Source organism: Sphingomonas sp. PWP1-2 (assembly GCF_049898305.1).
GTDB lineage: Bacteria > Pseudomonadota > Alphaproteobacteria > Sphingomonadales > Sphingomonadaceae > Sphingomonas > Sphingomonas glacialis.
The window spans coordinates 594,869-618,225 of record NZ_JAFCXM010000002.1 but is presented as its reverse complement, the minus strand read 5'-3'; the positions used below and the strand labels follow the sequence as shown (position 1 = coordinate 618,225).

At 63.5% G+C, this 23,357-nt stretch carries 23 protein-coding genes and 1 tRNA gene; 13 read left to right on the top strand and 11 right to left on the bottom strand.

The annotated features are described in order from the left end of the window. Window positions 1-56: 56 nt before the first annotated feature. The 7 genes from ACP7C5_RS07770 to ACP7C5_RS07740 all read left to right on the top strand — a co-directional run bounded on the left by ACP7C5_RS07770 (window position 57) and on the right by ACP7C5_RS07740 (window position 8,749). Window positions 57-278 (top strand): helix-turn-helix transcriptional regulator, encoded by a 222-nt coding sequence (locus ACP7C5_RS07770; protein WP_426263781.1) that lies wholly within the window; start codon window positions 57-59, stop codon window positions 276-278. Beyond that, window positions 275-1,402: a hypothetical protein gene (locus ACP7C5_RS07765; RefSeq protein ID WP_426263780.1), complete on the top strand. Its 1,128-nt coding sequence runs from the start codon at window positions 275-277 to the stop codon at window positions 1,400-1,402. Before ACP7C5_RS07770 ends, ACP7C5_RS07765 begins: the two co-directional genes overlap by 4 nt. A gap of 197 nt (window positions 1,403-1,599) precedes the next feature. Further along, the gene (locus tag ACP7C5_RS07760; protein ID WP_426263779.1) at window positions 1,600-3,099 is read left to right on the top strand and encodes an N-6 DNA methylase; all 1,500 of its coding nucleotides are present in this window, start codon (window positions 1,600-1,602) and stop codon (window positions 3,097-3,099) included. Next, complete coding sequence (locus tag ACP7C5_RS07755) at window positions 3,089-4,255, top strand: restriction endonuclease subunit S (RefSeq protein WP_426263778.1); 1,167 nt, start codon at window positions 3,089-3,091, stop codon at window positions 4,253-4,255. Before ACP7C5_RS07760 ends, ACP7C5_RS07755 begins: the two co-directional genes overlap by 11 nt. Continuing rightward, window positions 4,252-7,296 (top strand): type I restriction endonuclease subunit R, encoded by a 3,045-nt coding sequence (locus ACP7C5_RS07750; protein ID WP_426263777.1) that lies wholly within the window; start codon window positions 4,252-4,254, stop codon window positions 7,294-7,296. The genes ACP7C5_RS07755 and ACP7C5_RS07750 overlap by 4 nt, the downstream gene beginning before the upstream one ends. Beyond that, window positions 7,296-8,036 carry a M48 family metallopeptidase gene (locus ACP7C5_RS07745; protein WP_426263776.1) on the top strand — a complete coding sequence of 247 codons (741 nt, stop codon included), beginning with the start codon at window positions 7,296-7,298 and terminating at the stop codon, window positions 8,034-8,036. The genes ACP7C5_RS07750 and ACP7C5_RS07745 overlap by 1 nt, the downstream gene beginning before the upstream one ends. A gap of 8 nt (window positions 8,037-8,044) precedes the next feature. Continuing rightward, the gene (locus tag ACP7C5_RS07740; protein ID WP_426263775.1) at window positions 8,045-8,749 is read left to right on the top strand and encodes a hypothetical protein; all 705 of its coding nucleotides are present in this window, start codon (window positions 8,045-8,047) and stop codon (window positions 8,747-8,749) included. 135 nt (window positions 8,750-8,884) lie between these two features. Here ACP7C5_RS07740 and ACP7C5_RS07735 read toward each other — a convergent pair whose 3' ends face one another. Continuing rightward, window positions 8,885-9,247: a lyase gene (locus ACP7C5_RS07735; RefSeq protein ID WP_426263774.1), complete on the bottom strand. Its 363-nt coding sequence runs from the start codon at window positions 9,245-9,247 to the stop codon at window positions 8,885-8,887. Window positions 9,248-9,437: 190 nt separating this feature from the next. Between ACP7C5_RS07735 and ACP7C5_RS07730 the strand changes: the two genes are divergently transcribed. Together ACP7C5_RS07730 and ACP7C5_RS07725 are read left to right on the top strand one after the other, a co-directional pair. Beyond that, window positions 9,438-9,755 carry a hypothetical protein gene (locus tag ACP7C5_RS07730; RefSeq protein WP_426263773.1) on the top strand — a complete coding sequence of 106 codons (318 nt, stop codon included), beginning with the start codon at window positions 9,438-9,440 and terminating at the stop codon, window positions 9,753-9,755. Between the two features lie 95 nt (window positions 9,756-9,850). Next, window positions 9,851-10,414 carry a recombinase family protein gene (locus ACP7C5_RS07725; RefSeq protein ID WP_426263772.1) on the top strand — a complete coding sequence of 188 codons (564 nt, stop codon included), beginning with the start codon at window positions 9,851-9,853 and terminating at the stop codon, window positions 10,412-10,414. A 762-nt stretch (window positions 10,415-11,176) separates the two neighbouring features. Here the strand turns inward: ACP7C5_RS07725 and ACP7C5_RS07720 are convergent. The 6 genes from ACP7C5_RS07720 to ACP7C5_RS07695 all read right to left on the bottom strand — a co-directional run bounded on the left by ACP7C5_RS07720 (window position 11,177) and on the right by ACP7C5_RS07695 (window position 17,180). After that, window positions 11,177-11,252 (bottom strand) — tRNA-Lys (locus ACP7C5_RS07720). A 109-nt stretch (window positions 11,253-11,361) separates the two neighbouring features. Beyond that, a complete protein-coding gene (gene rodA / locus ACP7C5_RS07715) occupies window positions 11,362-12,480 on the bottom strand; it encodes a rod shape-determining protein RodA (protein WP_133188014.1) in 1,119 nt (372 codons plus the stop codon). Beyond that, entirely contained in the window at window positions 12,477-14,501 is a 2,025-nt protein-coding gene (gene mrdA, locus ACP7C5_RS07710) for a penicillin-binding protein 2 (RefSeq protein ID WP_426263913.1), read from the bottom strand. Before mrdA ends, rodA begins: the two co-directional genes overlap by 4 nt. A 77-nt stretch (window positions 14,502-14,578) precedes the next feature. Next, a complete protein-coding gene (gene mreD, locus ACP7C5_RS07705) occupies window positions 14,579-15,088 on the bottom strand; it encodes a rod shape-determining protein MreD (RefSeq protein WP_189674630.1) in 510 nt (169 codons plus the stop codon). A gap of 7 nt (window positions 15,089-15,095) precedes the next feature. Beyond that, window positions 15,096-16,013, bottom strand: a complete 918-nt coding sequence (gene mreC, locus ACP7C5_RS07700; RefSeq protein WP_426263771.1) for a rod shape-determining protein MreC — start codon at window positions 16,011-16,013, stop codon at window positions 15,096-15,098. A gap of 120 nt (window positions 16,014-16,133) precedes the next feature. After that, entirely contained in the window at window positions 16,134-17,180 is a 1,047-nt protein-coding gene (locus tag ACP7C5_RS07695; protein WP_010186326.1) for a rod shape-determining protein, read from the bottom strand. Window positions 17,181-17,340: 160 nt separating this feature from the next. Between ACP7C5_RS07695 and mutL the strand changes: the two genes are divergently transcribed. Next, window positions 17,341-19,176, top strand: coding sequence for a DNA mismatch repair endonuclease MutL (mutL, locus tag ACP7C5_RS07690; protein ID WP_426263770.1), 1,836 nt, complete (start codon window positions 17,341-17,343; stop codon window positions 19,174-19,176). A 69-nt stretch (window positions 19,177-19,245) separates the two neighbouring features. Further along, window positions 19,246-19,626, top strand: coding sequence for a hypothetical protein (locus ACP7C5_RS07685; protein ID WP_426263769.1), 381 nt, complete (start codon window positions 19,246-19,248; stop codon window positions 19,624-19,626). A gap of 274 nt (window positions 19,627-19,900) precedes the next feature. On the opposite strand, the gene rplI is transcribed toward ACP7C5_RS07685, so the two are convergent. The 4 genes from rplI to ACP7C5_RS07665 form a co-directional block, all read right to left on the bottom strand. After that, entirely contained in the window at window positions 19,901-20,500 is a 600-nt protein-coding gene (gene rplI, locus ACP7C5_RS07680; protein ID WP_426263768.1) for a 50S ribosomal protein L9, read from the bottom strand. Window positions 20,501-20,512: 12 nt separating this feature from the next. After that, the gene (rpsR, locus tag ACP7C5_RS07675) at window positions 20,513-20,737 is read right to left on the bottom strand and encodes a 30S ribosomal protein S18 (RefSeq protein WP_010186331.1); all 225 of its coding nucleotides are present in this window, start codon (window positions 20,735-20,737) and stop codon (window positions 20,513-20,515) included. 14 nt (window positions 20,738-20,751) lie between these two features. Continuing rightward, window positions 20,752-21,186 (bottom strand): 30S ribosomal protein S6, encoded by a 435-nt coding sequence (gene rpsF / locus ACP7C5_RS07670; RefSeq protein WP_133188028.1) that lies wholly within the window; start codon window positions 21,184-21,186, stop codon window positions 20,752-20,754. A 172-nt stretch (window positions 21,187-21,358) separates the two neighbouring features. Next, window positions 21,359-21,730, bottom strand: coding sequence for an RcnB family protein (locus tag ACP7C5_RS07665; protein WP_189674634.1), 372 nt, complete (start codon window positions 21,728-21,730; stop codon window positions 21,359-21,361). A 219-nt stretch (window positions 21,731-21,949) separates the two neighbouring features. On the opposite strand from ACP7C5_RS07665, the gene fabD reads away from it, so the two are divergent. Together fabD and ACP7C5_RS07655 are read left to right on the top strand one after the other, a co-directional pair. Then, window positions 21,950-22,885 carry an ACP S-malonyltransferase gene (gene fabD / locus ACP7C5_RS07660; protein WP_426263912.1) on the top strand — a complete coding sequence of 312 codons (936 nt, stop codon included), beginning with the start codon at window positions 21,950-21,952 and terminating at the stop codon, window positions 22,883-22,885. 42 nt (window positions 22,886-22,927) lie between these two features. Further along, on the top strand, window positions 22,928-23,344 hold the full coding sequence (locus tag ACP7C5_RS07655) for a GxxExxY protein (protein ID WP_426263767.1): 417 nt from the start codon (window positions 22,928-22,930) through the stop codon (window positions 23,342-23,344). Window positions 23,345-23,357: the final 13 nt, after the last annotated feature.

Here is a 23,357-nt window from a genome sequence, read left to right as displayed (position 1 = left end):
TTCCGATCCAAAAGCGTCAATCTGTCATAACCAGCCATGCGGTGATTGAGAGTGACATGCCGATATTGATCGAACCACCTATGACGAGCCGGGACGTGTCCGAGCTTCTCAACGTGTCTCAACGGACATTGCATCGTTGGGGACGGCTCAGGAAGGGGCCGCCGAGCATCAAGGTCGGACGCTCGGTGTTTTATCGGCGTGCCGCCGTTGAAGGCTGGCTGCTGTCGCTTGAAGGTGATGGGGATCGCGGTGCAATCGTTGCAAGGAAGCATCGGTGAGCGTCGCGCAGCAACGGCGCTTCCGCAGCCGTCTCCAAACGCAGATCGCGCGCCGTAGTGCAGCCGGAAGTAGCGGGGCCATCGCCAGCGGCCTGCTGTCGCGTGAGACGGAGCGGTATCTGACATCGCACGCGGTTCAGTCCTCGGTTTTATACGACCTATGGGTCCGCAAGCACGGATTGCCCGAGGCTCAGCGACTGTGGACGTCTGCCCAGCGAGCGCCGGTCTGTCCTCACAGCTATCGGCGCTTCCGACCTTCGACGATCGCGTTCTTTCATAAGCCCCGTTCAACCGAGGGCGTGCGGAAGATATGCCGCCTCGCCGAGGTTGAGAAGATGTGGCACGTTATCGCACGCGATCTGATCGTTGCGCAGCATCAGCCCCGGCCACATATCGGCGATTGGGTCGGTCGCGGACGCGACTGGCAGATTGATCAAATTCGGGCTGCGCTCACCTCGCCGGTGCAAGGTGTCGTGTGTGCCGACATCACCCGCGCTTTTGCCAGCGTCAATATGGATGCTGTCTATGATCTTCCCTACCTGCCCGAACCGTTGACCAGAAGGGCGATTGACTACAGGTCACACAGGTTCGTTCGCAGGGAGCGAAGCGAATACGCTAGGGATGTCGCCTTAGCTGTTCGTAGTTATGATGGTGATCTCGAAAGGTCCCCGTCCGGCCTTATGGAGGGCTCCCCCGCGTCAAACGCGATATTCTCGGTACTCATGGATGACCTGCCAGATCACTTCGGGGAAGGCATAAGCGTTTTTCTCTATTGTGACAATATCATCTTGATAGCACCAACGGTATCGCGCGCCCTGCAAGCACGGGAAGCACTCGCTCGGTATCTCACCGAGCACCGGGCGGGGCCATTTGACATGCGAAGTTACGTTGGCGAGGTCGGTGAGGGCTTTGATCACCTTGGCTACAGGCTGTGGAAGCGGCGCACGGGCGGCGCGGAAGTCAGTCTGTCGAGGTCGGGTTGGATCAAGCTTGTGGATCGCCTGTTCGAGGGGAACCGCGATACCGTAGCGATGGCGATATGGCTCAAAGCTTCCTACGGACGGTGTTCGGCCCGAAGTCTAGCAAGCTTCATGCTATTTGTTCGCGATGGCATCGGTGGATAGCTGACGCTATGAGCATTTTCTCGCCAAGGGCGGCAGCGAGCAGCCGAACCCATTCCCAGTTTTGCCAGTCGCTTGTGCAACCCGTTGCGCCGCACTAGCCGCCGTTGATCATTGCCCTCGCCCGCCATACACAGACAACGGTTTGGCCACGACATCACGCTTCAAGCGCGGGCACGGGCGTTTCGATTGGGATAATGATGGCGAGGCTTACACAGCAGGAACTGGAACGGCACCTGTGGGGTGCGGCGGACATCCTGCGCGGCACGGTCGATGCCGGGGACTACAAGCAGTACATCTTCGGCCTCCTCTTCTATAAACGCCTCTGCGATGTGTGGGACGAGGAATACGAAAAACTCCTCGCTGAGACGGGCGACCGCGAGGAAGCCGCCGACCCGGACGAGCACCGTTTCCATATCCCGACCGAGCACCGCTGGGATGCCATGCGCCAGCAGTCCACGCAGATCGGCCAGCGGCTGAATAATGCGCTGGCGGCTATCGAAGACGCCAACCTGCGCTTGCGCGGCGTGTTCAACTCGGTGGACTTTGCCAATCAGGACCGCTTCTCCGACGCCTTGCTGGAGAAGCTGCTGGCCCATTTTGAGAAGTACCGCCTGCGGAACGCCGACGCGCCCGCCGACATGCTGGGCGACGCTTATCTATACCTCATCAAGATGTTCGCTGAGGGCGCGGGCAAGAAGGGGGGAGAGTTCTATACGCCCCGGTCCATCGTCCGGCTCATGGTCGAGATCATCGACCCGCGCGCCGGCATGTCGGTCTACGATCCCACCTGTGGATCCGCTGGTATGTTGCTGGAGGCGGTGCAGTATCTGAAGGATCGCGGCGAGGATGCCCGCAGCCTCTCGCTCTACGGGCAGGAGAAGAATTTCGCGACGTGGGGCATCGCCGAGATCAACCTGTTCCTCCACGACGTGGACGACGCCTTCATCGCCAAGGGCGACACGATCCTGTCGCCCAAGCGGTATGACCCGAAGGCCCGCGAGTTTGTCGAGGGCATCGGGGCCTATGACCGAGTGCTGGCCAACCCGCCGTTCTCAGAGAAGGTGTGGGGTTACGACGTCTGGCAGAACGGCGATCCTTTCGGGCGCGATGACTATGGCTGTCCGCCTAAGGGCTATGGCGACCTTGCTTTCGTTCAGCACATGCTCGCCAGCCTGAAGGATGATGGGATGCTGGCGGTCGTGGTGCCGCACGGCGTGTTGTTCCGTGGTGGGGCCGAGGGTCGCATCAGGGAGGCCATGCTTGCCGCAGACGTGATAGAGGCGGTTGTCGGCCTTGCGCCCAATCTGTTCTACGGTGCGGGCATCCCTGCCGCCCTGCTAATCTGCCGGAAGAAGAAGCCTGCCGACCGGCGCGGCAAAGTGCTGATCGTCAACGGCAATGCCATCTACCAGCCCGGCAAGGCTCAGAACTTCCTGACCGACGATCATGTGAAGGCGCTGGCCGACGCGGTTCATGGCTTTGCCAACATCGACAAACTGGCCCGCGTAGTGTCGGTGACCGAGATTACCGCCAATGCGCACAACCTCAACATCAGCCGCTATGTGCAGACCGGCGCGGATGCCAAGGCGGTCGATGTCGCGGCGGAGGTGGCCAAGCTGCAAGACCTGATTGCCCGGCGCAATGACGCCGAAGCAGTGATGTTCGATCATCTGCGGAGGCTCGGTTATGTCGATTGAGGTGGCCGAACTTGAACAAGCGGTTGACCACTTGCCGGATAATTGGGCAAGCCGCCGCTTGCTCGACATCTGTCGGCCCCGCCAGTGGCCAACGATCTCTCGTGAGCAGTTCACCGAAAACGGCTATCCGGTCTATGGTGCAAACGGTCAGATCGGTTTCTACTCACAGTTTACCCATGATAGCGAGACCATTGCGATTACGTGCCGGGGAGCGACTTGTGGGACCATCAACTTAGTTCCGGCTAAGTCATACATCACTGGTAACGCAATGGCGCTGGATGATCTGGACGACAGTCTTGTGGCCCAAAGCTACCTTTATCAGGCGCTCCAGCATTGGGGCGTTGCCAATTCCATCTCGGGATCAGCGCAGCCGCAGATCACAAGGCAGTCACTCAACCATGTGGCGTTTCCGTTCCCACCTCTCGACGAGCAAAGGCGGGTCGCCGAGGTGCTGCGGTCGGTGGATGAAGCGATTGCGGCGGCAGTGGCTGCGGCTGATCTGGCGGAGAACTTACTCGTCCGTGTTCGCGACGAAGTAATATCGCAGCCGATATGGGGCATGACCACCCTGTCCGATGCGACATCTGCGGGTCTCTTCACGGACGGAGATTGGGTCGAAAGCAAGGACCAAGACCCCAATGGTGATGTGCGCCTGATACAGTTGGCAGACATAGGGGATGGCTGCTTTGTCGATAAATCAAGGCGTTATCTTACATTGGAAAAAGCGCACCAGCTTCGCTGCACATTTCTGGAAGAGGGTGACTTGCTTATTGCGCGGATGCCAGACCCGTTGGGCCGTTGCTGTCTATTTCCCGCGATCAATCAGCCTTCGGTGACGGTCGTTGATGTCTGCGTTGTCCGGGCATCCCAAATCACGTCGAACCGATATTTGAACCACGCCATAGCCACGTCGGAGTTTCGCTCGCAGGTATTGGCCTGTGCATCTGGCACCACGAGAACCAGAGTATCGAGAGGCAATCTTGGCCAGTTGGAACTGGCAATGCCGCCTTTGGCTGAACAGGAGGCTATCGCCGATGAACTGGATCAGATCAGCGTCGTCGCGGGTGAGCAACAGCAGGCTGCCGAGCGGCTAAAAGACCTCAAGCACGGATTGATGTCCGACCTTTTTTCTGGCCGCGTCCGGGTGCCCGCATGAGCGAGTATCGCCTTGCCGAAAAGCCCGCGATGGAAGTGCTGGCAGCGCTGGGCTACCAGCCGCTCGCGCCCGTGGCGGCGTTGGCGATGCGGGTGGGAGAGAACCGCGTCATCCTCAAGCCGGTGCTGATCGCGGCGTTGCAGGCGCTAAACGGTATCGGCGCGGGCGATGCCGAGGCGGTCTATACCGACCTTGCCACCCTGTCTGACAACGAGGAATGGCAGCGCAAGTTGCTCGGTGGCTATTCGCGCCGCCTGTCCGGGAAGAACCGCGACCGGCCCATTGCCCTGATCGACTTCAAGACGCCCGGCAACAACACGTTCCACGTCGTGCGCCAGTTGCGCGTCGCCGCCCAGCGCCCGCGTATCCCCGACATCGTTCTGTTCGTGAACGGCATCCCGCTGGTGGTGATCGAGGCCAAGTCCCCGCTGAAAGGCACCGCGACTGGCGACGAGGCGTTCGAGCAGATCAAGCAATATGAGCGCGACATCCCGCGCCTGTTTTACCCCAACGCCTTCAACATCATCACCGATGGGATGAAGACCGAGTATGGCGCGACCGGCTCGCCATCGCAGTTCTATGCGCCGTGGCCCGACGCATGGCCACGCACCCCCGATGACTTTCCGAACTCTCTATCCAAAGACCTGTGGTGCCTGTGTGAACCATCGCGCTTGCTGGACCTGCTGGCGCATTTCATCGTGTTCGAGATCGACCCGGAAACGGGCCGGAAGATCAAGAAGGTCTGCCGCTATCAGCAGTTTCGTGCCGTCAACAAGGCGGTGCAACGGGTTGCAGCGGGCGAGCACCGCAAGGGCCTGATCTGGCACACGCAGGGCAGCGGCAAGAGCCTGACGATGGTGTTTCTGGCGCGCAAGCTGAAAACCCACCTGACGCTCGACGCGCCGACACTGGCCAACCCTAACATCCTTGTGCTGACCGACCGGATCGACCTCGACGACCAGATCAGCAAGACCTTTGTCGCGTGCAGCCTGCCCAACCCGGCGCAGTGCGGATCAGTAGCGGCGCTGCGCGATGCGGTGAACCGGGGCGGCAACGGGCAAATCCTGTTGTCCACCATCTTCAAGTTCGCCGGATCGAAGGAGCCTATCCCCAACTCGGCCAACTGGATCGTGCTGGTGGACGAGTGCCACCGCACGCAGGAGAAGGACTTGGGCGCCTTCCTGCAAGCGACGCTGCCCGATGCCCACTTCTATGGCTTCACGGGCACACCGATCAAATCGACCGACAAGGACACCTACGCCCGGTTCAGCGTTGCGGGCGAAGGCTACCTCGACAAATACGGCATCGACGACGCGGTGCGTGACGGTGCGACCGTGCCGATCCTCTATGAAGGTCGCAAAGCCGATTGGTCGATCAACGAGGCCGAGATCGACATCCTGTTTGACCGCTGGTTTGTCGATCTGCCCGACGACAAGCGCGAGGAACTGAAACGCAAGGGCCTGACGCTGGCGACCATCGCCAAGCACCCCGAGCGTATCCGGCTGATCGCCTATGACGTATGGGAGCACTTCAAGCAGGTGTGCCAGCCGGACGGCTTCAAGGCGCAGATCGTGGTCGTAGATCGCGAGGCCATCGTGCTTTACCGCGCCGCCCTGTCCGGTGTGATCGCCGCCGATCTGGTCAAGGGCGGCATGGATGCCGAGACCGCGCGGGCGGAGGCCGACGCGATGATCGCCTGCGTGTTCTCGAAAAGCCAAGAGGACAACAAGCCGAGCGAGAACGCCGAGGTTCAGGCGCTGCGCGACGGGCTGGAGGCGTTCTATCTGGACGCCGAGGGCGAGAAGGACGCCAAGAAGCGGTTCAAGGCATACGGGCAGGAGCCGAGCTTCCTGATCGTGTGCGACAAGCTACTGACCGGGTTCGACGCGCCCATCGAGCACGTCATGTATCTCGACAAGCCGCTCAAGGAGCACAACCTGCTCCAAGCCATCGCCCGGACCAACCGCACCTGTTCGATCAAGCTGCCCAGCGGCGGCGAGATCGCCAAGCCCAATGGCCGGATCGTCGATTACATCGGCGTCACCAACCATCTGGACGAGGCGCTCAAATCCTACCGTGCCGATGATGTCGAGCACGCGCTGCGCGACATCGCCGTGCTGCGCAACGACCTCAAGGAAGCCCACGCCCGCTACCGGGCGCAGAAGCGCGCCATGGGGCTGGAAGGCATGGACGAGAAAGCCGCTGCCTATGCCGCCGCCGCTATCGCTGCCGATGGCCGCGAGGACGAATGGTTCGACCTCCAGCGTCTGGCTCGCACCTTCATCAAGGTCTACGCCGACCTGTCGCCTGACCCTGCTATCCTCGACTTCACCGCCGAGGTGAAATGGGCCGCCGCGTTCCTGCGCCTCGCCACTCAGGCTATCGCCAAGGACGAGAGCCTCGATCACCGCAGCTACAGCGGCAAGATCAGAGACATGCTGGAAGAGCATGTGCACGTTACCGGCCTGTCCACCACCATCCGCCTGCGCAACATCACCGACCCGAACTTCGCAGACGATTTTGCCACTGACGACAAATCCGAAGCCGAGCTACAGGAAGCCTTCGTGCGCAAGTCCGCCGAGCTTCGCCGCGTTACGCGGGAACTGGTGGACAAGAACCCGGAGCAGTATGGCCGGTTCTCCGAGCGCGTGATGGAGATCATCCGCCGTTTCGAGGCGGGGCAGGTCGCCGCCGCCGATGGCTTGGCGGACTTCGAGAACCTGACCGGCGACATTCAGGCCGAACAGGGCGCGCACGCCGACCTTGGCATGGACGAAAACGCCTTCTCCATTTTGCGGATCATGGAGGCCATCGCCCCGGAGACCGAGCACGAGACCTTGCAGGCCGCCGCTATCGCCATCGGCGCGGTCTATTCCGGTGCCGCCGCGACCCAGCCCGCCTTTGCCCACATGGACGCCTACTTGCGCAGCTTGCGCCAGCAGGTCCGCCGCATCCTGACCGACCATGGCATCGGCGAAACCAAGGCCATCCGCGAGAAGGTCGAAGAGTTTGCCATCCACGCCTATGGGGCCGGGGCCTGATGCCTACGATCCAGATAGGCAGGGCCGCGATCGCCTACGAGCTTCGCCGCAGCGCCACGGCGGCAGAGCGGCGCATCACCGTCACGCCCGGCCATGTTGAGGTGATGGCGCTGACCACCGACAACGACGGCGACATCGCGGGCTTCCTCGACCGCAAGCGGCAGTGGCTGTTCAACACCATGCGCGACATGGAGCGCATCGCCGCCAGTCGCCATGCCGTGCCCCGGTTCATGACCGGATCGAAGATACCCTACCGGGGCCGGAACATGCCGCTGACCGTCCGTCGCACGGATGCCGAACGGATCGCCATTACCTACCGCAACGGCTTCATCGTTGATCTGCCACACTGGACGGGCGTTGATCCTGATCACCTTGTTGCGAGCGAGTTGAAGCATTGGCTCAAACAGCGCGCCCGGCGCGACGTGAACGAGATCGCAGCCGATTACGGAAAGCGGTTCGGCCTCACGCCTCGATCCATTCGGGTCGCGGACTTCGCAAACGGTTGGGGCTCATGTGGGCCGGAGGGCAGTGTCCTAATCAACTGGCACCTGATTTTCGCGCCAAGAAAGGTGCTCGAATACGTCGTCGCGCATGAGCTTACCCATCTTCGACATCGCTCACATGGCCGGGCATTTTGGGATTACCTCGCCACGATAGTTCCCAGTTGGAAAGCCTCGAAAGGTTGGATTGATAGCCATCAGTCCGAGTTGTCGTCGGACTTCCTTCATGTGACCACATAAAGGGCTGTATGGGCGTTCCGTATCACACCAGCCGTGATGTGCCGGGGAGATGCCTTTGGCTCATCGACCGGCTTTTTGCCAAAGTGCAGACCATCACGGCTCCCCACGAGGCCGACCTCGGCCCATTGGACGCGACATTCCTTTTTGCGATGTCCACTTTGATCCTAACGCTCCCGATTGAGCGATTGGAACGTCACCGTCGAAAGGAGGCGCTTGGCTTGCAGGGCTACATGGATGACCGTCCACTTGATCCCTTGGCGGCCAAAGAGATTGATGCCGTGTTGGGAAGCGATGCGACCGCTTTCAACTTATCACCTTTTTACATCCCCGGTGCTTGGAGTTTTGCGTCCGTAAAATACGAGCCTGACCAAAACTTAGCCCGTGAGTTTCCAGAGGAACTGGCCGACGGATTGTCTGCACAGGAGGCGAAGAGCGCAGCCGAACAGTTGAGTGCAAGGGCTTGGATGAACTGCCTACGTAATGCGCTGGCTCACGGGGGTATCGTCTACCTCGACGCCGAGGGTCGGCAGACAAACGGCCAGCCGACCCGTATGATGGGCTTCGTCAGCGCTGAGTACGGCAAAGAGGGAATGAGAAAACCGCCAGATCGGTTGATCGCTCTCCGCACGACGCCGGATGCCTATCGCGCCACTCTGGAACGATGGGTATGTTGGGTTCAAGGAACCGGCTTATCGGAGGCACTTGCAGCGTAAAGCAACATCGCTCTCACACGGCCCTGCTCATGCGAGACTGATGCTCGCGGCGATTGTCCGGCTCACACGGGTCTGTGCTCGGTCAGCGAGACACCTGTCGCACATGTTTTAGAAGCAAGCGCGGCGCACGCCCGTTCATGTCGCTTGCCCTCTTTCGCAAGCGGCAAGGGCATCCCGTGCGAGGTTGTCCAGCCACTCGTTATCGGAGGGCTCGGTCCAAGGCCGCAGGCTCTCTACCAAGGCCGGGTCGGCGATGATTGCGGCCGCCTCGAACACCGCCATGCTCGCGTGGTCGCCGGATAGGGCCTCCAAGACGAACGGTAACGCGAGCCGGACATCTCGCCGTGCGATGCCCAGCAGGGCCTCGGCTCGAACTGCGTCATCGTCGTCAACCGCAGCGGACAGCAACGCCTCTCGCACGCTAGGTGTATTTGCATCCTCCTGCGAAAGAAGCATCGTCGCCCAATCTCGATTGGACCGATCTTCGTCGCGGGTCATTGCGACTAGTCTCCGCATGTTCGCTTCCGCCATAAGACTGCCTGATAAAGGCGCTTCCTCGGCGATGATCGCTTTCAGAAAGTCAGATGCTGGCTCGTATCGCTCGCTCATCTCGCAGGCATAGCGCCATTTCGGAACAGTCGCTATCGCGGCGATTGCGGACCTTCGTGCATCCGGCCATGATCGTTGCATGAGCCGCGCCGAATACCTCAAAACAGCGACCCCGCAAATCATTGCGGAAGTTCGCATGTATGACACGGCGAACGGAGGGCGGACCGGACCAGCATTTCCGGGCTGGGGATGCCCCTGCATGGTTTCTCGTATGGAGCCGCTCGTCGGATATGACGCCCTTCCTCTCCTTGGAGATCAACCGTTATTGCCCGGTGAGACCCGGCGTTTAGGGTTCGTCTTCCTGTCCCCCGAGAACGCGGTTCCGGTGATGCGAGCGGAGAAACATTTCTATCTTTGGGAGGGGGGCTTTATCGGCGAAGCGGTGGTCATCGATTGAACGCAAGCAGTCTCCGAAAAATGCAAATAACGCATTGTTTTCCGTGACTTAGTTGGGAGCGTGTGGCATGCTCAACTCGTCGAGAGGAGTATCCAATGCTTGTAGGTTACGGACGGACGAGCACTGTTGAGCAGATTGCCGGACTAGATGAACAGACCCGCCAACTCGCTGCAACGGGTTGCACTAAGGTTTTCATCGAACAGGTGAGTTCGGTCGCGGCCCGCGCCCAGTTGACCGCCGCTATCGATTTCGTGCGAGAAGGCGATACGCTTGTTGTGACGAAGATCGACCGACTTGCCCGATCAACCACCGACCTGCTAAACATTGTCGCCGTTCTCGAACGAAAGTGCGTCGCGTTGCGTGTCACCGACTTCGGCGGCGGAGAGTTGGATACGGCGTCGCCGACCGGGAGGATGCTGCTCACGATGATGGCGGCCATCGCCGAGTTCGAGCGAGCGATCATGCTGGAGCGACAGAAAATCGGAGTTGCGAAAGCCAAAGGCGAAGGCCGCTACCGGGGTCGCGTGCCGACCGCCCGCCGCCAGAGTGCCCGTGTGATCGAACTACGCGCGTCTGGCCTCGGTGCATCCGCAATCGCTGCCAATCTCTCTATCAGTCGCGCTTCTGTCTATCGCATCCTCGGCGAGCCAACGGCTTGAACGCCAAGGGCTATTACAACGGCTTCGGCCCGGCAGACCGCAACGGGACACTCGCTATCGTGAGAGCCGCGCTCGCAGATGGCACGCTCCCTACGCCGACCCGGTGCTCAGTATGCGGTGTCCGAGCCACGAAGCCGTTACAGTGGCACTCGGAAGACTACCGGAAGCCGCTCAATGCGCACCCGATCTGCCGAGGGTGCCATGTCCGGGTCCACGCACGGTTTCGGCACCCTGATCGCTGGCAGGCCTACGTCGCGCGGTTGCCGCCTGCCGATTGGGTCCAACGCCTTACGGTCGATCCTCGGTCGCTCACCCGGCCTTTCGACGAGAGCTATCCAGAGGGCTTATTGAAGATGCTGCCATCGGTTCCCGCTGTCAGCTTGCCGAGCGAAGGCAAGTCTCAGTTTCCTGCTGGCTAATCACACGATAAAACGGAAAACGAACTGAACAGGAGTAGCCGTTATGGGGACGAAGGCAGCATGGACGCCTGAGCGTCGAGCGCGGCAAGCGGACATCATCCGGCAAACGAAGCCGTGGGAACAATCGACTGGCCCACAATCGGCGGCGGGGAAAGCTGTGAGCGCTCGCAATGCCTATGCCGGTGATTGGCATCACGAAGCGCAAGCGCGACTGGCAAATGCGCGGTCGGGTGCTCTTGCTTCGTTTGGATACGTCCGGCTCCCAAGAGGTGTCCTGTGACGGACACCAGACGGACACAAAAACCGGGTTAGGGTCGCCTAGATGGCTAAGTCATTGAAATAATGGTGGACGCACTTGGGCTCGAACCAAGGACCCGCTGATTAAGAGTCAGCTGCTCTACCAACTGAGCTATGCGTCCATACCGCGGCGATCTGCGAGGCGCTTGGTGGCGCGACCGCTGCGGGAGGCGGTCGATTAGCAGCGTCGCCGCGCGATGCAAACCCTTTTTGTGCAGAGCGGCAAAAAAACTACCAGCGCACCGGCGAACGGCGATTGGTCCGGTCGATCGACATCAGAATCCCGAGGCACAGCATGAAGGTCATCTGGCTCGATCCGCCGTTGCTGATCAGCGGCAGCGGCACGCCGACCACCGGCGCCATCCCCATCACCATCGCCATGTTGATCGAAACATAATAGAAGATCGTCGCGGCAAGCCCGGCCGCGGTCAGCTTGGCGAAGCGCGATTGCGCCTGCATCGCGGTCGACAGACCCCATTGCACGATCACGAGGAACGCGATGATCAGCAACACGCCGCCGACCAGCCCCCATTCCTCCATCATCGTCGCGAGCGCGAAATCGGTATGCCCCTCGGGCAGGTAATCGAGATGGCTTTGCGTACCGTTGAGAAAGCCCTTGCCGAAGATCCCGCCCGATCCGATCGCGATCTTCGACTGGCTGATATGATAGCCGATCCCGAGCGGATCGCTTTCGGGGTCGAGGAACACCAGGATGCGGTTGCGCTGATAGCCGTGCAGGACGAAATTGACCGCGAGCGGAACCGCCGCGCCGAGCGCGAGCGCGCCGCCGATGAACAGGCGGAGCGGCACGCCGGCGAGGAACATCACGGTGATGCCGCCGATCATGATCATCAATGCGGTGCCGAGGTCGGGTTGCTTCATAACCAGCGCCGCAGGAACCAGGATCAGCAACGCCGCGGGCCAGATCGCGCCGAAGCGACGCGTCTCGTTGGGCGGCAGCAGATCGTAGAATTTGGCGCAGGTCAGCACGATGCACGGCTTCATCAGCTCGGACGGCTGGAGTCGGAAGCCGATCCCGAGATCGAGCCAGCGCTGTCCGCCGCCGCGGATCGCACCGACGAGCTCGACGAGCACGAGCATCACGCACAGCGCGCCATAAGCAGGAAGCGCGGCATTGCTCCACACCCGCTCGGGGATGCGCGACAGCACGATCGCGCCGCTGAGGAAGACGAAGAAGCGGATGCCTTGCGACAGCGCCCAGGGGCGAATGCTGCCGCCCGCCGCCGAATAGAGCACGAGCGAATCGAAACAGCCGATCGCGAGGACGAGCAGCAGAATCTTCCACGGCAATTGCGCGAGCGGGGCAGGGACGAAACTCAGACCGCTCATGGGACATCCCGCTCGGTGGTGCCGTCCTCGGCGACGGTGTTGCCGTGCGCGGCGGTGTTGGCGAGCTCCTCTGCGGTCGCGACGTCGGCCGCCGCGGCGGCTTGCACCGCGGGCGCGTCGGTCGGGGCGCTCGCACCGAATTCGGTCTGCGCGCCGACCGCGAGCGGCGGCGCGTTGGCGGCGGCGCGGTAGGCCGCGGTCTCGGCCGCCATGCGCGTGCGGATGTCGCCACCCCAGGTCGCCTCGCCCTCGATCAGCGACGCCATCGCGCGGTCGCGATCGAACAGATATGTCATGATGTCGCGTGCGATCGCGGGCGTATCGAGATTGCGCACGGTATGGCCGCCATGTTCGAGCACGACGGCGATCGCGTAGCGCGGCTTGTCGTGCGGCGCGAAGCCCTGGAACAGCGCGTGATCGCGCATCTTGAAGGGAAGTTGGCCATTCTTGAGCACGCCGCCCGCGCGCTCGGCCATGGTGATCCGGCGGACCTGCGCGGTCCCCGTCTTGCCCGCAAGCGCGACGCCCGGGATGAGCATCCGCGCCGCGCCGCCGGTCCCGCCGCCATTGACCACGCCCCACATCGCCTGGTGGATCGTATCGAGATGCTCGGGCGCGAACGGCAGGGCAGGGGCGCCGTGGCGGACATCCGCTGCGAGGATGCTCGGCTGGAGCGCGCGACCCGAGGCGAGCCGCGACGCCATCACCGCGAGCTGGAGCGGATTGGAGAGCACATAGCCCTGGCCGATCGACGCATTGAGCGAATCGGCGACGGTCCATTGCTGCTTGTAGCGGCGCAGCTTCCACGCCGTATCGGGGACGGTGCCATAGCGCTGGCTGTTGAACGGCAGCTCGAACTTCTGCCCGAGCCCGAGCGACCGCGCGACCGGGGCGACATGATCGTAGCCGAGCCGCCGTATCATCTCGTAGAAATAGATGTCGCAGCTCTGCATGATCGCGTTCTTGAGATCGAGCGCGCCGTGCCCGCTCTTCTTGTGGCAATGGAACACGCCCGTCCCGACGCGCAGCGCGCCCGAGCAGACGACGCGGTCCGACGCCGGCACGCCTGCACCGAGCAGCGCGAGCCCGTTCATCGGCTTGACGGTCGAGCCCGGCGGGTAGAGCCCCTGCAGCACCTTGTTCATCAAGGGCACGTGGTCGTTTTCCGACAGCATCTTCCATTCGAGATGGCTGATCCCGTCGGAGAAATTGTTGGGATCATAGGCTGGCATCGACACCATCGCGAGCATCTCGCCCGTGAGGCAGTCGATCACCACCACCGAGCCCGACTGCGTGCCGAGCCGGCGTGCGGCATAGTCCTGCAGCCCGGCATCGATCGTCAGGCGCGCGTTCGCGCCGGGCTGATCGGGCCTGGTGGCGAGCTCTGCGACGAGCTTGCCGCGCGCGGTGACCTCGACACGCTTCTGCCCGGCGACGCCGCGCAACTGCTTCTCGAGCGTCTTTTCGAGGCCGTCCTTGCCGAGCTTGAAGCCCGGCGTGACCATCAGTTGGTCGTGCGTCTGCTTATATTGTTCGGCCGAAGCCGCGCCGACATAGCCTGTCAGATGCGCGACCGCTGCGCCTGCGGGATAGCTCCGCGAGAAGCCGCGCGTCGGGGCGACGCCGGGCAGCTCGGGCAACCGCACGCTGACCGCGGCAAAGCGCTCCCAGTCGAGGTTCTCGGCGACCTGCACGGGCTGGAACCCGGCGGCATGTTCGAGATCGGCGACGAGCCGGTCCATTTCCTCGGGCGGCAGCTTGAGCAGGTCGCGCAGCAGTGCGAGGACATGGTCCTTGTTCTCGAGCCGGTCGGGGATGATGTCGACGCGGAAATCGGTGCGGTTGTTGGCGATCGGCGCGCCGTGGCGATCGACGATCCAGCCGCGGCGCGGCGGCACCAGCGTCATGTTGACGCGGTTGCTCTCCGACTTGAGCGTATATTGCTCGTTCTCGACCACCGCGAGCCACGTCATCCGCCCGGCGAGCGCAAGGCCGAACACGCCCTGCGCCGCGCCGAGCATCACGGTGCGCCGCGAGAAGCTGTAGCTTTGCGCGGCCTCGGTCGCGACGCGGCCGCTCGGGCGAAAGGCGCCGCCGCTCACATCTCCTCCTCGTCGTCGCCGAGCAGCGTGCACAGCCGGACCACCAGCGGGAACAACAGGATCGACACCGCGATCTGCAGCATCAGCCCGGTATCGACATGCGCGCCGATCGGCGATGCGACCAGACGCCCGAGGAGTAGGCAGAAGGCGATCGCGCCCGCCGCGATCAGCCAGTCCTGCCAAAAATCGCGATAGACGATGCGCTGGTCGATCAGGTCGATCATGAACAGGCACAACGTCCAGAACAGCATCGCGTTGCCGAGCGGTTGCCCGCTGAGCAGATCATCGAAGAAACCGAGCGGCAGCGGCGCCCAGATGCGCAGGCTCTCGGGTTTCGTGAGCCGCCAACCGAGCAGCATCAACAAGCCGAACGGCGGCAGCACCGGGAAACTTGCGACCATCGGCCACAGGGTCAGGGCCGATCCGATCGCGACGGTGATCGCGGGCACGAACCGGCGGAAGCTCTGGTCGGGGACCTCGTCGAAGGGGCCGCGGGCTTGCCTCATCGCGCGCTCACGGCTTCTTCTTGGGCGGACGCGGCGTGGCCGTCGCCTTGGGCTGCGGCGCGGGGGCTGGGATCGGCGGCGCGGGCGGCATGAAAGCGCGTTGAACCAGCGCATAATCGACCGTATCGGCCTGCGTGAACGCGCGCGCGATCGAGGCATCGCGTCCACGCCGCAGCACGCGCGCGACGGGGACGTCGGGCGGATAGATGCCGCCCGTCCCCGACGTCACGAACACATCGCCCGGCGCGAAATCGGTCGTCGCCGAGGCGACCGACTTGACGTCGATCAGCCCGTCGCCGCGTCCGGTCGCGAGCGCGGGCACGCCGTCGCGCGTGCGGCGCACCGGCACGACGCTTTCCGGGTCGCTCAGCAACAGCACGCGGGCGCTGTTTGGCCCCGCCTCGAGCACACGGCCGATCAGCCCCTCGGGCCCGCGCACCGGCTGGCCGCTTGCGACGCCCTGCCACGATCCAGCGTTGAGCACGGCGACGCGGCGCGTGCTCGACGCCGACGAACTGACGAGCCGGGCGGTAACGACGGGCTCCGATATCCGTTCGCGGACCTGGAGCAAGGCGAGCAGGCGGCGGTTCTCATAGGAGAGCGAGCGCGCGCGGAGGAACAGCGCATGCTGCGCGGCAAGCTGCTTGCGCAGCGCGGCGTTCTGATCGTGCACCGCGAAATAGCTGCCGATGCCGCCGGGAATCGCGCCGATCCCGCGCCCGACGCCCGCCAGCCCCGAGGACAGCGGGGTGCTCACTTCGGCAACGCTTGCGCGCAGTGCTGCAAAGGCGACGGGGTCCAAAGTCGACAAGGCAAGCAGCACCGCCCCGACGAGCGACCCCGCTACGGCGACGACATATCCTGCAAAAAGGCTGTATTGCGCCCGCCGCGAAAACCCCGGACGCCGATTGCGAGGCGGCGCCATCATACCCCCATCAAAAAGCCCGAGGGCCAGTAAAAACCTTGTTTCGCCTTACGCGATGTGCCGCGCCCTGAGTAGGGTCAATCCCTCGGCCCAGACCGCGCAACGGCTCACTTCACCGCGTCACGCGCTGTGGAGGACGCCGCGATAGACCGGATCCTCGAGCGCGCGCCCGGTGCCGAGCGCGACGCAGGTGAGGGGGTCGTCAGCGATCGTGACGGGCAGGCCGGTCTCGTCGCGCAGCACTTCGTCGATGCCCTTGAGCAGCGCGCCGCCGCCGGTGAGCACGATGCCCTGGTCGACGATGTCGGCGGCAAGCTCGGGCGCAGTGTTCTCGAGTGCGATGCGGACGCCCTCGACGATCTGGCCGACGGGCTCGGAAAGCGCTTCGGCGATCTGGCCCTGGTTGATCTGGATTTCCTTGGGAACGCCGTTGACGAGATCGCGCCCCTTGACGTGGATCGTGAGACCGATGCCGTCCGCCGGCGGCTTGGCGACGCCGACTTCCTGCTTGATCCGCTCGGCGGTCGCATCGCCGATGAGCAGGTTGTGGTTGCGGCGGACGTAGGAGACGATCGCCTCGTCCATCTTGTCGCCGCCGACGCGCACCGAAGTGGTGTAAGCGAGGCCGCGCAGCGAAAGCACGGCGACTTCGGTCGTGCCACCGCCAATGTCGACCACCATCGAGCCGATCGGCTCGGTGACGGGCATGTCGGCGCCGATCGCGGCGGCCATCGGCTCCTCGATCAGCCAGACCTGGCTGGCACCGGCGTTCGACGCGGCATCGCGGATCGCGCGGCGCTCGACCGATGTCGACCCCGACGGCACGCAGATTACGATCTGCGGCCAGCGCATGAAGCGGCGTTGCCCGCCATGCACCTTGTGGATGAAGTGCTTGATCATCTGCTCGGCGACGTCGATGTCGGCGATGACGCCGTCGCGTAAGGGGCGGATTGCCTGGATGCTGTCGGGAGTCTTGCCCATCATCAGCTTGGCGTCGTCGCCGACGGCCTTGACGCGCTTGACGCCGTTCAAGGTCTCGACCGCGACGACCGACGGTTCGTTGAGCACGATGCCCTTGCCGCGCAGATAGACCACCGTGTTGGCGGTCCCCAAATCGATCGCCATGTCATGGGAGGAAAAGCGGAAGAGATTCGAGAAAAAGCCCATGGATCGTTCCGTTTCACGCCGGACTTAGTGAACTGCCGACAGGTCGCACAATATCGTGACGTCGCTTACAACCAAGGCGTTCAGCGCGGCGATGAAACCGCTCTGATACGTGGTGGAATGCGGGTCGCGGGAGGCTTGCGATTGGGCTAGAGCCTGCACCATGTCAATACGCCGCCTGCCCGAACATCTCGTCAATCGTATCGCTGCCGGTGAAGTGGTCGAAAGGCCCGCCAGCGCGTTGAAGGAGCTGGTCGAAAATGCGGTCGACGCCGGTGCGACGCGCATCGCTGTGCGCCTGGCGGGCGGGGGAACCGACCTTGTCGAGGTAACCGACGACGGCTGCGGCATGACGCCCGAAGACATGGCGCTCGCGCTCGAGCGGCACGCCACTTCGAAGCTTCCCGACGAGGCAATCGAAAACGTCAGCACGCTCGGTTTTCGCGGCGAGGCGTTGCCCTCGATCGCGAGCGTCGCGCGGATGACGCTTGAGAGCCGCGTGCGCGGTGAAGAGGGCTGGGCGCGGGTGGTCGATAATGGCGTGGTGGTGTCCGAAGGGCCGGCGGCGATTCCGCCGGGGACGCGGGTGCGCGTCGAGGCCTTGTTCGAGCGCGTGCCGGCGCGGCGCAAGTTCCTGCGCTCGCCGCGCAGCGAATTCGCCGCGTGCCTCGACGTGGTCAAGCGGCTGGCGATGGCGCGGCCCGATATCGGCTTCTCGGTCGAGCATGACGGGCGGCGCTCGCTCGGCGTCACCGGCGGCGAGACGCTGCCCGACCGCGTGGCGGCGCTGACCGATCGCGGGCTGGTCGACAATGGGGTGGGGATCGATTTCGTGCGCGAGGGGATCGGGCTGGGCGGGATCGCCGGGCTGCCGACCTTCAACCGCGGCGTGGCGGACCATCAATATCTGTTCGTCAACGGGCGGCCGGTGAAGGATCGGCTGCTGATCGGCGCGATCCGCGGTGCGTATGCCGAGATGATGCCGCGCGACCGGCACGCCGTGGTGGCGCTGTTTCTCGACGTTCCGCCCGACGCGGTCGATGTCAACGTCCATCCGGCGAAGACCGAGGTGCGCTTCCGCGATCCGGCGATGGTGCGCGGACTGATCGTCAGTGGCTTGCGGCGGGCCTTGGACGAGGCGGGACATCGCAGCCAGTCGGCCCCCGAGAGCGCGCTAGCTGCCTGGACGCAGGAGCAAAGCCCCTCCCCTTCAGGGGAGGGGTTGGGGTGGGGCCGTGTGCCACAAGACGAGGCGCCTGCTTTTTGGTCAGCCGTCCCCACCCCCAACCCCTCCCCTGAAGGGGAGGGGCTTTCACTGGATCAGCGTTCGTACGCGCTCAACGAGCGCCGCAGCGTCTTCACCCCGCCGCCGCAGGCCCGCGCCGAACCCGCTTATGCCCCCCCGCCCGAAACGATCGACTTCCCGCTCGGCGTCGCCCGCGGCCAAGTCGCGAAAACCTATATCGTCGCCGAAAGCCCAGACGGGCTGATCCTCGTCGATCAGCACGCCGCGCACGAACGGCTCGTGCTCGAACGCATGCGCAAGGCGATGGCCCAGGGCGGCATCGCGAGCCAGGCGCTGCTCCTCCCCGAAGTGATCGAACTCGACGAACCGGCTTGCGATCGGCTCGAAGCGCGCGCGGCCGAGCTCAGCGAATTCGGCCTCGATCTCGACCGCTTCGGCCCGCACGCGATGCTGGTGCGCGGCGTGCCCGCAATGCTCGGGCAGAGCGACGTGACCGGGCTCGTCACCGATCTCGCCGACGAACTCGCCGCGTTCGACGAGGCGCTGTCGCTGCGCGAACGGCTCGACCATGTCGCGGCGACGATGGCGTGCCACGGCTCGGTCCGCGCCGGGCGGATCCTGTCGGTTGCCGAGATGAACGCGCTCCTCCGCGAAATGGAAGTCACCCCCCATTCTGGGCAGTGCAACCACGGCCGGCCGACGTGGGTGAAGCTCGCGCATGGCGATATCGAAAAGCTGTTCGGACGCAAATAGCGGGTCCGCCCGCCGCGCATCAACCGCTTTTCAACGCTTGGTCTGCTACCGCTCGCCCCGGAGGCGAGGATGTACAAGATCACGGTCGATCGCGGTCATGCGCTGGTCAAGATCGAGATGCGCGCGATGCTCGATGTCGCCGATAGCGCGCGGCTCGTGTCCGAGCTGATCGCGCAGATCACGGAGGCGCGCCTCGCAAGCTATGCGCTGATCCTCGATATCGCGCAGTGTCCGATCCAGTCGCAGCAGATGATCGCCGCGATGGGCGAACATCTGACGAAGATGCAGCGCGTCCGCGCGATCGCGATCGTCACCGGCGCGATGCTCGCGCGGCTGCAGGTCCGCCGGATCTTCTCGCAGCCCTTCACCCGCTTCACTTCGACCTATGACGAGGCGTTGCGCTGGGTGCTGTCAGGCGTCGAGCCCGGCGGCGCCTCGACACCAGGGTGAAAGCAAGAAAGCTTTCCAAAAGCTGAACCTTTGCCGGGGTCGCGCATTCTAGGGGCAACCCCTGCAAAACAGTTCAGCAAAGCGATTCGCCCAATGGCCAAAGTTCTCCCGGTTGTCCTCGCCCTAATCCCGTTCGCAGCGCTCGTCGGCGCGTGCGCGGTGACAGGCTAAACCCGCTCCGCTCCAGCCCCCTCTCCCCGGGGCGGAGACCAAGAAAAGGGCCGCCCGGATTGCTCCGGACGGTCCTTTTTTTGTCGACAGACGCTGCGGAGGCTTACGCTTCTGCGGTCGCCTCGTCCGAGGTGTTCGATACTTCGGCGGTCGCACCAGGCTCGGCGTTGGGATCGTAATCCTCGACGAAACCGGCCTCGTCCTTTTCGAACATGGCTTCCATGACGTTGACGCCATCGGCCTGCATCTTCGCCTCTTCGGGCGAACGGGCGATATTGACCTTGATCGTCACCGACACTTCCGGGTGGAGCGAAACCTTGACCTCATAGAGGCCAATCGCCTTGATCGGCTTGTTGAGCACGATCGCCGACTTCGGCACCTTGTGGCCTTCGGCCTCGAGCCCGTCGATCAAATCGCGAACCGCGACCGAACCGTAGAGCTGACCGGTGTTCGACGACTGACGGATCAGCGTCAGCGTGATGCCGTCGATCGTCTTGGCTTCGACCTCGGCCTCGGTGCGCTTCACGGCGTTGTCGGCCACGATCTTCTCGCGGTTCTTCTCGAAGACCTTGCGGTTGGCTTCGTTCGAACGGAGCGCCTTCTTGTTCGGCAGCAGGAAGTTGCGGGCGAACCCGTCCTTCACCTTGACGACGTCGCCGATGTTGCCGAGCTTCTCGACGCGTTCCAGCAGGATGATATCCATCTGTTGGGCCCCTTACTTAACGATGTAGGGCAGCAGGCCCAGATGGCGCGAACGCTTGATCGCCTGGGCGAGCTCACGCTGCTTCTTGCCGCTCACCGAAGTGATGCGGCTGGGAACGATCTTGCCACGCTCGGAGACGAAGCCCTGGAGCAACCGGACGTCCTTATAGTCGATCCGGGGGGCATCCTTGGCCGAGAACGGGCAGGACTTGCGGCGGCGGAAAAATGGGCGTGCCATTGTCTATAACTCCCTTATTCGCCGTCGAAGCTGCGGCGGGGGCGATCTTCACGATCACCACGGTCGGGACGATCGCCACGGCCTTCACGGCCGCCTTCGCGGTCGCCACGACGCTCACGGTCGCGGTCCGACTTGCGCATCATGACGCTCGGGCCTTCTTCCGAGGCATCGATCTTGACGGTCATGTAGCGGATGATGTCTTCGTTGATCTGCGTCTGGCGCTCCAGCTCGGCGATCACGTTGCCCGGGGCATCGATCTCGAGCATGACGTAATGCGCTTTGCGGTTCTTCGCGATCTTGTACGCGAGGCTGCGCAGACCCCAATTCTCGGTCTTGACGACCCGACCTTCGTTGTCGTTGACAATCTTGGTGGCGATTTCCGCCAGAGCGTCCACCTGCGCCTGTGCCAGATCCTGGCGCGCAAGGAACACGTGCTCGTATAGAGCCATGTGTCTCGTCTTTCATTCTTGGCCGATCGCTGACGCCCGCACCATGCGAGACGCCCCTCCGGCTATCGTCTTCAATAGCAACCGGGGCGGAAAGCGTGCGCTCTCCACCCCGATCGGTGTGCCATAGCGAAATCGGCGCGGAAGGCAAGCCTCCCGCGCCGGTTCGCGGGTCTTAGTTGAACGCGCCGCCAAGCACAGCGCCGATCAGGCCGCCGCTGAGTGCGACGAGGACGGCGTCGTTCCCCGAGCGCACCCAGTGATAGCCGCGCGGCGGGGCGTAGAGGCGACGGCCGCGATACTGGCGCCAATCGCGGATTTCCTGATAATTGTTGGCATAGCGGCGATCGAAGCGCTGGCCGCGCGCCCAGCGACGAGCTTGCTGCGGCCGGACGACGCGACGCTCTGTGACGACCGTGCGGCCATTGGGCTGCTGACGGATCACCGTGGTGCGGCGCTCGTCGCGCTGCTGGGCCGATGCGCCGGTTGCGGCAAGCGGGCTCAGAATCGACGATGCAGCGAGGGCTGCGAGAATGAACTTGTTCATGATGAACTCCTTGTTTCGGACGGCGCCTTAACTCCCGGCGTCGAACCCAATCTAGGAAGCGTTTGTCGCGCATCCGTGACGACCAGAACCCGAAATGGTCGCAAAGTGTCCCGGCCGGAACGGTCCCGTTCAGCTTGGTCGCTGCCGTGGATGTTGCCCGCCCGGTTCTTGACGCGGGTTTGGCCGAGCGCCTAACCGCCGGGGCAAAGGAGTATCATGATGCGTGCGTTTATCTTCCCGGGGCAGGGCAGTCAGTCGGTCGGCATGGGCAAGGCTCTCGCCGAAGCCAGTGCGGTTGCGCGTGCGGTGTTCCAGGAAGTCGACGATGCGCTCGGTCAGCATCTCTTCCGGTTGATGTGCGATGGTCCCGAAGACCAGCTGCAGCTCACCGAGAATGCCCAGCCCGCGATCATGGCCAACGCCATCGCGACACTGCGCGTGCTGGAAGAAGAGGGCGGCGTGCGGCTTGCCGACAAGGCCGATTATGTCGCAGGCCATTCGCTCGGCGAATATAGCGCATTGTGCGCAGCGGGCGCGATCGACCTGGCGACGACTGCCAAGCTGCTCAAGCTGCGCGGCCAGGCGATGCAGGCGGCGGTGCCCGTTGGCGTCGGCGCGATGGCGGCGCTGCTCGGCGCCGACGTCGACAAGGCGCGCGCGATTGCCGAGGCGGCAGCCGAAGGCGAGGTGTGCACCGTCGCCAATGACAATGATCCGTCGCAGGTGGTGATCTCAGGGCATCGCGGCGCGATCGAGCGTGCGATCGCGCTTGCCAAGGAAATGGGCGCAAAGCGCGCGGTGTTGCTGCCGGTGTCGGCGCCGTTCCACTGCCCGCTGATGCAGCCTGCCGGCGATGCGATGGAGAAGGCGCTCGCCGAAGCGCGGATCGATGCCCCGCTCGTGCCGCTGTTCGCCAATGTCACGGCGGCGGCGGTCGGCGACCCCGACACCATCCGCCGGCTGTTGGTCGAGCAGGTGACCGGCATGGTGCGCTGGCGCGAATCGGTGCTGGCGCTGCAGGCGGCAGGCGTCGAGCGCTTCGTCGAATTCGGCGGCAAGGTGCTGACGCCGATGGTCAAGCGGATCGCGGGCGATGTCGAGGCGGTCAGCGTGGTGACGATGGACGATGTCGAGGCTTTGGTTAAGGTGCTTTAAGAAGGGGTTGTTCACGCGGAGACGCGGAGACGCGGAGAAGAAGTGAGAGATATAGACGAGATCAGCGGAGATGTGCTCGACGTAGCGTTGCGCTTGCACCGCGATTTGGGGCCCGGCTTGCTGGAGAGCGTCTATGAGCTGGTGTTGGCCGGTAAGCTATCCGCGCTCGGCTATGAGGTGGCGCGTCAGCGCTCGGTTGATATCGAATTTGAGGGCATGCGGTTCGACGCTGCGTTTCGGATCGACCTGCTCGTCGATCACCGTCTCCTCGTCGAAGTAAAATCGGTCGAGCGGCTCAATGTCGCACATGCCAAACAACTTTTAACCTACCTGCGACTGACACGGCAGCCCGTCGGGCTGTTGATCAATTTCGGAGGCGCGACGCTCAAGGAAGGAGTGCGACGGATCGTGAATAATCACCACTCCTCCGCGTCTCCGCGTCTCCGCGTCTCCGCGTGAATCAAATCTGATG

Excerpts from the sequence above, each read along its gene's own strand:
- ACP7C5_RS07770 (WP_426263781.1), top strand. The coding sequence starts at position 57 with ATGCCGATATTGATCGAACCACCTATGACGAGCCGGGACGTGTCCGAG.
- ACP7C5_RS07760 (WP_426263779.1), top strand. The coding sequence starts at position 1,600 with ATGGCGAGGCTTACACAGCAGGAACTGGAACGGCACCTGTGGGGTGCG.
- ACP7C5_RS07755 (WP_426263778.1), top strand. The coding sequence starts at position 3,089 with ATGTCGATTGAGGTGGCCGAACTTGAACAAGCGGTTGACCACTTGCCG.
- ACP7C5_RS07750 (WP_426263777.1), top strand. The coding sequence starts at position 4,252 with ATGAGCGAGTATCGCCTTGCCGAAAAGCCCGCGATGGAAGTGCTGGCA.
- ACP7C5_RS07745 (WP_426263776.1), top strand. The coding sequence starts at position 7,296 with ATGCCTACGATCCAGATAGGCAGGGCCGCGATCGCCTACGAGCTTCGC.
- ACP7C5_RS07740 (WP_426263775.1), top strand. The coding sequence starts at position 8,045 with ATGGGCGTTCCGTATCACACCAGCCGTGATGTGCCGGGGAGATGCCTT.
- ACP7C5_RS07735 (WP_426263774.1), bottom strand. The coding sequence starts at position 9,247 with ATGACCCGCGACGAAGATCGGTCCAATCGAGATTGGGCGACGATGCTT.
- ACP7C5_RS07730 (WP_426263773.1), top strand. The coding sequence starts at position 9,438 with ATGAGCCGCGCCGAATACCTCAAAACAGCGACCCCGCAAATCATTGCG.
- ACP7C5_RS07725 (WP_426263772.1), top strand. The coding sequence starts at position 9,851 with ATGCTTGTAGGTTACGGACGGACGAGCACTGTTGAGCAGATTGCCGGA.
- rodA (WP_133188014.1), bottom strand. The coding sequence starts at position 12,480 with ATGAGCGGTCTGAGTTTCGTCCCTGCCCCGCTCGCGCAATTGCCGTGG.
- mrdA (WP_426263913.1), bottom strand. The coding sequence starts at position 14,501 with ATGCTCGGCGCGGCGCAGGGCGTGTTCGGCCTTGCGCTCGCCGGGCGG.
- mreD (WP_189674630.1), bottom strand. The coding sequence starts at position 15,088 with ATGAGGCAAGCCCGCGGCCCCTTCGACGAGGTCCCCGACCAGAGCTTC.
- mreC (WP_426263771.1), bottom strand. The coding sequence starts at position 16,013 with ATGGCGCCGCCTCGCAATCGGCGTCCGGGGTTTTCGCGGCGGGCGCAA.
- ACP7C5_RS07695 (WP_010186326.1), bottom strand. The coding sequence starts at position 17,180 with ATGGGCTTTTTCTCGAATCTCTTCCGCTTTTCCTCCCATGACATGGCG.
- mutL (WP_426263770.1), top strand. The coding sequence starts at position 17,341 with ATGTCAATACGCCGCCTGCCCGAACATCTCGTCAATCGTATCGCTGCC.
- ACP7C5_RS07685 (WP_426263769.1), top strand. The coding sequence starts at position 19,246 with ATGTACAAGATCACGGTCGATCGCGGTCATGCGCTGGTCAAGATCGAG.
- rplI (WP_426263768.1), bottom strand. The coding sequence starts at position 20,500 with ATGGATATCATCCTGCTGGAACGCGTCGAGAAGCTCGGCAACATCGGC.
- rpsR (WP_010186331.1), bottom strand. The coding sequence starts at position 20,737 with ATGGCACGCCCATTTTTCCGCCGCCGCAAGTCCTGCCCGTTCTCGGCC.
- rpsF (WP_133188028.1), bottom strand. The coding sequence starts at position 21,186 with ATGGCTCTATACGAGCACGTGTTCCTTGCGCGCCAGGATCTGGCACAG.
- ACP7C5_RS07665 (WP_189674634.1), bottom strand. The coding sequence starts at position 21,730 with ATGAACAAGTTCATTCTCGCAGCCCTCGCTGCATCGTCGATTCTGAGC.
- fabD (WP_426263912.1), top strand. The coding sequence starts at position 21,950 with ATGCGTGCGTTTATCTTCCCGGGGCAGGGCAGTCAGTCGGTCGGCATG.